Genomic DNA, 4,932 nt, shown 5'->3' on the forward strand with positions numbered 1-4,932 from the left:
CCCTAATCAGCCCGCTCGCTTCGAGCTTGTCGAGCCCCGCGGCAATCTTCCCACGGCTTAGACCAGACGCGGCCTGGAACTCGTCATAGGTGATAGACATCCGGCCAGTGTGCCGATCCGCGTGATGCGACATGACGATCAGCAGCATCAACGCCGCAACGTTTCTGGCCCCCTCGCGGGACTGCCACTTGAAGCTACTCAAACCATGTTTGTCCGGACCTGTAATCCACTCGGTCGGAAGTATGGCGAACTCCATCTTTCTCATGGTGGTCACTTCCGGTTGTTCGCGCTGACCACAGCCCAGATAGCAAAGGCAGCCAAGGCTATCGCCGCCAACCCAACGATCAAGCCAAGGACAGCGGGAGGGGCTTCGACAAGAGCCTGAGCGGTTCCTGCCGCGGGGGTAAGGTTGCTCATGGCAATGCTCCGCGTTCGATCATTGCCAAAATTTGGCGACACCTACAGATGTTATCTAGATAGGGTTAAGCGGTAATCCTCCAAGTTACCTTGAATAAATTATTATATTACAATGTGTTATACTAATTTTTTGCAGTCGTTATCATACCTAAAGTAGTTCGTGAAGGCCTTGCAACGACGGGCAGTATTTTCATATCTAATTGATATTTAATGTAAATTCACATAGGGAAGGCCTGCCCCGGAGACCTCATAGATCAGAGGGGCGCGTCTGCCCGAGTCGAGAGCTACAGGCCGTGATCCAGCCCATCATCGCGGATGGCATGAGCCTCGCGCTCCTTCACCAGGTCCCGCTGGCGGGTGCGCTCGGCCTGTTCCACCACCTGCCGCTCCCGCTCCAGATCGCGTGACAGGTCGTCGCGCAGCCCGCCTTGCGCGGCTTCCGCGAAGAACTCGCCCCAGGCATCCTGCGCCGGCTCCAGCGCCTCCAGGGTCCGCTCGGCCACCCGCCCGAGCCAGTCGCGGGCCTGGCCGGCCAGCTCCTGCGCCACGCGCCCGACCTCCAGGGCGCGCTCCCGGACCTCGTGCCAGACCCGCACCGCCGCGACCTCGATCCCGCGCTCCTTGAGCTGCCACGCCCCGAGCGACAGCTGCGGCAACGGCTCCCGGTCCAGCGCGACTGCCCGCACCGTCTGCACCAGCTCCTCGACCTCGTCGCCACGGTCCCGCGCCTCTTGGGCCAGCTCCAGCGCCTCCACGCGCTGCGCCTCCAGCGTCCGGTGGTCGATCCGCAGCGTGTGGCCCGCCCGTTCCAGGGCGGCGTTGGCGTCCTGCGCCCAGGCTTCCCGCCAGTCCTCCAGCACCGCGACGGCGTTCCAGTCACGGTTCTTGGCGGTGAAGCCCTCGGCATCGATCTCGCGGGTGGTGAGCAGGATATGGGCGTGGTGGTTGCGCTCGTCGCCCGTCAGCCCCGGCGCGTGCAGCGCAATGTCCGCGACCATGCCGCGGTCCACGAAGGACCGCTGGCAGAAGTCGCGGACCAGCTCGACGCGCTGATCGTGGCTCAGCTCGGCGGGCAGGGCCACCCGGATTTCGCGGGCGAGCTGGCTGTTCTTGCGCGTCTCGGCGGCCTCGACCGCGTTCCACAGTTCGGACCGGTCGTGGACCCAGTCCGGGGCATGGGCGGGGGCGAGGATCTCGACATGTTCGACACCGCTGCGCGCCCGGTAGTCGAAGTCGAGCCCGGTGCGGTGGTCGTGGATGCGCTCGCCGGAGCGGTAGGCGGCCGCCCCCGTGGCGCTGCGCCCGGCCGAGCGGGAAATCATCGTGGCCCGCAGATGATAGATCGCCATACTCGCGCCGCGCTCAAGCCAAGGGGTCGAGGGGAAGTGCAGCCTCCCCCGCCCACACAAACGCGGCACGCGTTTGTATAAGTGGGCACTTCGTGTCTTGCAGCGTAGCTCCCCTAGGGCCAGACTTGCAACCATTAGGAGAACAAGGGATTGCAGAATGGCGCGGACCATTGACCAGCAGATTGCCGAAGCTCAGGCCCGCTTGAACCGGCTCAGGACCCGCCAGAAGGCCACCGAAACCCGCCGCAAGATCATCGTCGGCGCCATTGTCACCACCGAGGCCCTGAAAGACCCCAAGATCGCCCGCTGGATGGCCGCCACCCTGCGCAAGAACGCGACCCGTGAGGTCGACCAGAAGGAGCTGACCGGGCTACTCGCGGACCTCGATGCCAAGGCGGCCGAAGCATGAGCGAGACGACCAAAAGCCCCGCCCAGGTCATCAACGACCTGACCGATCAGGTCCGGCTCCTGCGCCAGGACGTGGCTATCCTCACCGCCACCGCCACGACCAAAAAGGAAGCCGCCGCCTTGCGCGCCTCGGTCAAAGCCTCCGTCGAGGAGGCCCATGACCGGAGCGCGAAAGTCCTCAGGAGGGCCGAGCAGGTCATCAACGAAATCCACCATGCAACCCTGGCCGCCGCCCGGGACGGAGCCACCAAGGGCGTGGCCGGGCTACAGGACGAGGTCAGGGCCGCGGCCAATAGGATGCGCCTGGAGGCCCTGAAAGGCAGCCGGCAGGCCCTCTACTGGTCAGGTGGAGTGTTCGCCGTGGCGGGCGGCCTCGTGGCTCTGGGGGCCCTGTTGGGCGTTCTGGGGCACTTCTGGCTACAGGGACGGGCCGACGCCCGTGCCTTCGGGGAGCATCCAAAGATTTTCTGCAAGGGGGCTGGCGGTGAGCTCATGACCAGCCCGGCCGGCGACGACGCCTGCGTGATCTGGCTGGAACCGCCAAAAGCTGGAAATTGAGTGATCCAGGGGCGGCGCTTGTCAGCCTGCAAGTGCCCGCTGCACCGCGCCAGGCTCTTTCTCGATGACCCGCAGCAGGGCCGCGGCGGGGCCGGAGACGCGCCGTTGGCCCTGTTCCCACTTCCGGTAGCCCGACAGGCTCATGCCCATTAGCGGGGCCATCTGCGCCTGTGTGAGCTTCGCCCGCGTCCTGATCTCGCGCGGATCGACGGGGGCATGGAGGATAGCGGGACCCTTGCCCTCAGCATGGGCCAGAGCTTCGCCCATTGCCTGGATCAGATCTTCGCCAAAGGTGCTCATTTCCTCTCCTTCCATGCGGCTTTCAGCGCGGCAGCGAGGGATGCCACCACGCGCTTTTCCTCGGGGCTCATGTCGTCCTTTGCGTTCTTGGCATAGGCCAGCAGCGCGTAGAGCGGTATGGTGTCGTCCAAGTAGTAGTAGATCACCCGAGCCCCGCCCCGCTTGCCTCGGCCCGAGGCGGCGAACCGGACCTTGCGAACGCCGCCGGTGCCAGGGATTTCATCCCCTGCCTGCGGGTTCTCGGCAAGGAAGTCGATCAGCTCCCGCTTCTCGTCCTCGCTGAACAGCTTCTCCGTCTGCCGGGTGAAGATCGGGGTCTCTGCAACTGCCTGCATGCTTTTATATGACCCACTGGGTTACTTTGTTCAAGTGTTCAGCCTCATGAAAATGCGTCCTGACGGACAAACCTTCTTGTCGGTTCCGTCCCGGCAACGCCCGCCGTTCGCCTGCGTGACGGGCGCCACTCACGGCGACCGCCGCCGCGCCGGAACCTCCGCCTTAGAAAGAGTGAGAAGGGAAACAGCGGTTCAGCCAAGCTACGCTGATTCACGAGCGAAGAAATTCTGACATCGAGCGAAGAAATTCTGACCTTGTGCGAAGGTTTCTATTGATTTTTCTTCGCTCATCCTTCACTAAGGCTTCGGACAAGCGAAGAAAACGCGTCTAAAAGACGGCATTCGAGGACGCCCTGTGGATAACCCTATCAACCTTCGGAAGCTGGAATACTCCCCAAACGAAAACCCCTTTGTGGCGGGTTCGGAAATCAGGACCCGGCATAAGACCGTGCGGACGCGCACCAGCCCTCGGGATCTGATGGACCCGGACACTGGCGAGGTCGTCGGGCAGTCGATCATCCATGTCATCGAAGAGAAGGACGAGGAACACTTCGTCAAAGTCTTCGCTGATGGAGTGAGGGCCGCATACGATCTGACGCGGACCGGCGCGCGGGTCTTTCAAGCTGTCCTGGCCGAGTATCAGCGCGCCAAGATGACAGGCGGCTACTCTGACTCAGTCAACTTGATCTGGTTCGATGAAGGGCTGAACGGCCGCGCCTTGGATATGAGTGATCGAACCTTTCACAACGGTCTGAAAGAACTGATCCAGAAAGGTTTCCTCAAGCCAAAGTTACCCAACCAGTTTTGGGTGAACCCTGCGCTGTTCTTTAAAGGTGATCGGGTCGCCTTCCTTCGGGAGTATCGCCTGAAGACGGCCAAGCCACAGATTGAAGGCGCTGGGAAGTGACCCGGATCGGACCGGACCGGACCACGGGACAGGACCGGTCCACCCTGTCTCCGCGTGAAGCGGCCCGCATCGCCAAGGTTGGAAAATCCACCATCATGCGGGCGATTGAAGCCACTCAGCTTGAAGCGCGACGGGATAATCGGAATCAGTGGCGCATCGAGCGCAGTGCCCTAGATCGTTGGACCATGGACCGACCTGGTCCGTACCGGGACAGTCCCACTGAACGGGCCAAGTCGGACCGGGACAGTCCTCTGGGCCGCACCGGGGCGGACTGGTCCACCCTTGCCGATGATCTGGATAAGGCTCGGCTGACCATTGCTCAGATGGAAGCCCGGCTTGAGGAACGTGCCGCCCTGGTGCGCGCGGCCGAGGCGGACCGCGACCGCTGGCGCGCCTTGGCCGAGAAACTGACCGACCGACCAACCGGGCTTTCTGCCGATCCCGCGCCCGCCCCTTTAGCCCGCCGCTGGTGGCCCTGGCGCCGCGGCTGAGCGCCCCTGCGCTCAACCCCTGATCGCCGTCTCTCCCGTAACCGGTGTTCTGTAACTTCAAACTTCGCGCGAGAGATCGCGCGGGGATTGACCCGCGGGAGCGGGCCCGCTGTTTCCAGAAAAGGCTGTTGGAGCAGGGCTAGGGTCAGGATTCATAACCAATAGAT

General features: G+C 63.3%; 9 protein-coding genes. 4 read left to right on the forward strand and 5 right to left on the reverse strand.

The window, feature by feature from the left end; all coding sequences use genetic code 11:
- The 3 genes from FE811_RS25740 to mobQ all read right to left on the reverse strand — a co-directional run.
- A partial coding sequence (locus FE811_RS25740) for a hypothetical protein (protein WP_370362707.1) occupies nt 1-265 on the reverse strand: 265 nt, incomplete at its 3' end.
- Nucleotides 266-270: 5 nt separating this feature from the next.
- Nucleotides 271-417 carry a hypothetical protein gene (locus FE811_RS27730; protein ID WP_181180977.1) on the reverse strand — a complete coding sequence of 49 codons (147 nt, stop codon included), beginning with the start codon at nt 415-417 and terminating at the stop codon, nt 271-273.
- A gap of 284 nt (nt 418-701) precedes the next feature.
- Nucleotides 702-1,766: a MobQ family relaxase gene (gene mobQ, locus FE811_RS28665; RefSeq protein ID WP_181180978.1), complete on the reverse strand. Its 1,065-nt coding sequence runs from the start codon at nt 1,764-1,766 to the stop codon at nt 702-704.
- A gap of 157 nt (nt 1,767-1,923) precedes the next feature.
- Between mobQ and FE811_RS25750 the strand changes: the two genes are divergently transcribed.
- Together FE811_RS25750 and FE811_RS25755 are read left to right on the forward strand one after the other, a co-directional pair.
- Nucleotides 1,924-2,175, forward strand: a complete 252-nt coding sequence (locus FE811_RS25750; protein WP_140849338.1) for a hypothetical protein — start codon at nt 1,924-1,926, stop codon at nt 2,173-2,175.
- Nucleotides 2,172-2,732, forward strand: a complete 561-nt coding sequence (locus tag FE811_RS25755) for a hypothetical protein (protein WP_140849340.1) — start codon at nt 2,172-2,174, stop codon at nt 2,730-2,732. The genes FE811_RS25750 and FE811_RS25755 overlap by 4 nt, the downstream gene beginning before the upstream one ends.
- 21 nt (nt 2,733-2,753) lie before the next feature.
- Here FE811_RS25755 and FE811_RS25760 read toward each other — a convergent pair whose 3' ends face one another.
- Nucleotides 2,754-3,032, reverse strand: a complete 279-nt coding sequence (locus FE811_RS25760; protein ID WP_181180979.1) for a DNA-binding transcriptional regulator — start codon at nt 3,030-3,032, stop codon at nt 2,754-2,756.
- Nucleotides 3,029-3,367, reverse strand: coding sequence for a type II toxin-antitoxin system RelE/ParE family toxin (locus FE811_RS25765; protein WP_140849344.1), 339 nt, complete (start codon nt 3,365-3,367; stop codon nt 3,029-3,031). The genes FE811_RS25760 and FE811_RS25765 overlap by 4 nt, the downstream gene beginning before the upstream one ends.
- A gap of 478 nt (nt 3,368-3,845) precedes the next feature.
- On the opposite strand from FE811_RS25765, the gene FE811_RS25770 reads away from it, so the two are divergent.
- Nucleotides 3,846-4,274: a hypothetical protein gene (locus tag FE811_RS25770; protein WP_219848960.1), complete on the forward strand. Its 429-nt coding sequence runs from the start codon at nt 3,846-3,848 to the stop codon at nt 4,272-4,274.
- Entirely contained in the window at nt 4,271-4,765 is a 495-nt protein-coding gene (locus tag FE811_RS25775) for a helix-turn-helix domain-containing protein (RefSeq protein ID WP_140849347.1), read from the forward strand. The genes FE811_RS25770 and FE811_RS25775 overlap by 4 nt, the downstream gene beginning before the upstream one ends.
- Nucleotides 4,766-4,932 lie beyond the last annotated feature (167 nt).

Origin of the sequence: Paracoccus sp. FO-3 (assembly GCF_006386455.1) — a bacterium.
In the GTDB taxonomy this organism is placed as follows: Bacteria; Pseudomonadota; Alphaproteobacteria; order Rhodobacterales; family Rhodobacteraceae; genus Paracoccus; species Paracoccus versutus.

Excerpts from the sequence above, each read along its gene's own strand:
- FE811_RS27730 (WP_181180977.1), bottom strand. The coding sequence starts at position 417 with ATGAGCAACCTTACCCCCGCGGCAGGAACCGCTCAGGCTCTTGTCGAA.
- mobQ (WP_181180978.1), bottom strand. The coding sequence starts at position 1,766 with ATGGCGATCTATCATCTGCGGGCCACGATGATTTCCCGCTCGGCCGGG.
- FE811_RS25750 (WP_140849338.1), top strand. The coding sequence starts at position 1,924 with ATGGCGCGGACCATTGACCAGCAGATTGCCGAAGCTCAGGCCCGCTTG.
- FE811_RS25755 (WP_140849340.1), top strand. The coding sequence starts at position 2,172 with ATGAGCGAGACGACCAAAAGCCCCGCCCAGGTCATCAACGACCTGACC.
- FE811_RS25760 (WP_181180979.1), bottom strand. The coding sequence starts at position 3,032 with ATGAGCACCTTTGGCGAAGATCTGATCCAGGCAATGGGCGAAGCTCTG.
- FE811_RS25765 (WP_140849344.1), bottom strand. The coding sequence starts at position 3,367 with ATGCAGGCAGTTGCAGAGACCCCGATCTTCACCCGGCAGACGGAGAAG.
- FE811_RS25770 (WP_219848960.1), top strand. The coding sequence starts at position 3,846 with ATGGACCCGGACACTGGCGAGGTCGTCGGGCAGTCGATCATCCATGTC.